The 2,545-nt window shown below is 50.7% G+C and carries 1 protein-coding gene and 1 pseudogene; both read left to right on the top strand.

The window, feature by feature from the left end; all coding sequences use genetic code 11:
• A pseudogene (locus tag DW965_RS18455) lies at positions 1 to 1,975 on the top strand (CD3337/EF1877 family mobilome membrane protein); the annotation flags it as partial.
• On the top strand, positions 1,972 to 2,545 hold a 574-nt coding region (locus tag DW965_RS18460; protein WP_147398820.1), incomplete at its 3' end, for a lysozyme family protein. The pseudogene DW965_RS18455 and the gene DW965_RS18460, both read left to right, overlap by 4 nt.

The raw sequence follows: 2,545 nt of genomic DNA on the forward strand, positions 1-2,545 counted from the left end.
ACTCGCTGGACTTCATTTCCTCTACGGCGGATTCCATTGGGAAAAATATGCAGACCCTTGCAGGCGTTACCACAGGCGGCTTGTCCTCGGAGGGATTTTATATCGGGTTTCTGCTGATTCTCATTCTGGTGGTGGGGATTTACGTTGCCTACACAGGGCTTATCAAACGGGAAACCACAAAAGCCATCCATGCCGTTGTCAATTTCGTGGTGGTGTTCGTGCTGTCCGCTGCCTTTATCGCTTATGCTCCTGATTATATCGGGAAAATCAATGAATTTTCCGCAGACATCAGCAATGCCAGCCTGACCCTTGGTACAAAGATTGTGCTGCCTAACTCGGAAAGTCAAGGAAAAGACAGCGTGGATTTGATACGGGACTGCCTGTTTTCCATTCAGGTCAAGCAACCGTGGCTCCTGTTGCAATATGGCAATTCAGATATGGAAAGCATTGGAGCAGACCGTGTGGAAAACCTGCTTTCAACCAGTCCAGACGAAAACAACGGACAGGACAGAGAAGAAATCGTAGTGGAGGAAATCGAAGACAGGGAAAACACGAACCTTACCATCACAAAGACCATCAATCGTTTGGGAACCGTCTTCTTCCTGTTCATGTTCAATATCGGTATCTCCGTTTTTGTATTCCTGCTCACGGGGATAATGATTTTCTCACAGGTGCTTTTTATCATCTACGCCATGTTCCTGCCTGTGAGCTTCCTCCTTAGCATGGTTCCCTCTTTTGAGGGGATATCCAAACGTGCCATTACGAAACTGTTCAACACTATCCTTACCAGAGCCGGAATCACCCTGATTATCACGGTAGCGTTCAGTATTTCCACCATGCTCTACAACCTGTCTGGGGAATATCCGTTCTTCCTGACGGCGTTCTTGCAGATAGTGACCTTTGCCGGAATTTATTTCAAGCTGGGAGATTTGATGGGGATGTTCTCCTTACAGAGTGGGGATTCCCAAAGCATGGGGAGCCGTATCATGCGAAGACCCCGTATGCTCATGCACGCCCATATGCACCGTTTACAGCATAAGCTAGGACGTTCTGTGGCGGCTTTTGGAACTGGAACGGCTGCATACCACGCAGGAAAACAGGCTGGCTCAGACCATAGAAATGCTCCCACTTCGGCTCTTCCAAACGCACACAGGCAGACCACAGCAGACCAGACGGACAGGCAGCACCGGAAAAAGAATCCGTATGGAAACGGGCTGGTTCTGCGGTAGGTGCGGCGGCAGATACCAAAGATAAGATAGCCGATACTGCCGGACAGCTTCGGGAGCAGGCAAAGGATTTGCCCGTCAATGCAAAGTACGCCCTTTACCACGGGAAAACACAGGTATCAGAGGGAGTACGGGATTTTACTTCCAGCGTGACCCAGACCCGAACTGCCAGAGCGGAACAGCGAAACGCACAGGCAGAAAGCCGCAGACATACCATTGCAGAGCGCAGGGCGGAACTGGAACAGGCAAAACAGCCGCAACAGAAAGCTTCCGAAGCACCCAAAGGGGCAGCTCCTGTCCATGAACGCCCTGTTACTGCAAAGCAGCCAGAAGATTTCCGACATCATGCAGTAAAACCAGCCATGCAGCCTGCTTCCCTATCCATCAGGGAACGGGGACAGGTTCCTTATGGGGAAACTGTGGCAGAACAGGCTTCGGTTCCGGTGGTAAAAGCTGCTTCCATCCACCATGAACAAACGCCACCTGTAAGGACAGAACGCCAGATAGTCCCATCTGCTTCCCTATCCCAGCCAAATGAAAGACAAAAGACGGCTCCCACTATCACACAGGCTACTCCCCGTCCGGCAAGACCTGTCCAGAATGATACGGCTCCTGTGATATCGGAAAGAAAACGGGCTGCCCCTGCGGTAAAAGAATCAAACTTTACCATCCGGCGTACCACCGCCAGAAAGGAGTGGACAAAAACGGTAAAAGCGGCTGCCAAACAAAAGAAAGGGGAGAAACCATGAAATTAAGACACCTTTTCTTTGCCTGTTCCGGCGTGTTCGTGATGATGTTCTCCCTGCTCCTTTTGGTGGTGATTGTCTTCTCGGATGAGGAAGACGGAGGAAGCGGCGGAAATCTTATCTTTGGGGGCGTGAGCGTATCACAGGAAGTCCTCGCCCATAAACCTATGCTGGAAAAGTATGCAAGGGAATATGGCATAGAGGAATACTTAAATGTGCTGCTCGCCATCATTCAGGTGGAATCCGGCGGCACACTGGAAGACGTTATGCAGTCCTCGGAATCTCTGGGGCTTCCCCCAAACTCCCTTAGTACAGAGGAATCCATCAAACAGGGCTGCAAATATTTCTCGGAACTGCTCGCAGCGGCAGAAACAAAGGGCTGTGACTTAAACAGTGTGATTCAGTCCTACAACTACGGCGGCGGCTTCCTAGACTATGTGGCAGGGCGTGGGAAAAAATACACTTTTGAACTGGCAGAGAGCTTCGCAAGGGACAAATCCGGCGGAAAGAAAGTCACCTACACCAACCCTGTTGCGGTAGAGAAAAACGGAGGCTGGCGGTATTCCTACGGAA

It is taken from the genome of Blautia sp. AM47-4 (assembly GCF_003479865.1).
GTDB lineage: Bacteria > Bacillota > Clostridia > Lachnospirales > Lachnospiraceae > Fusicatenibacter > Fusicatenibacter saccharivorans.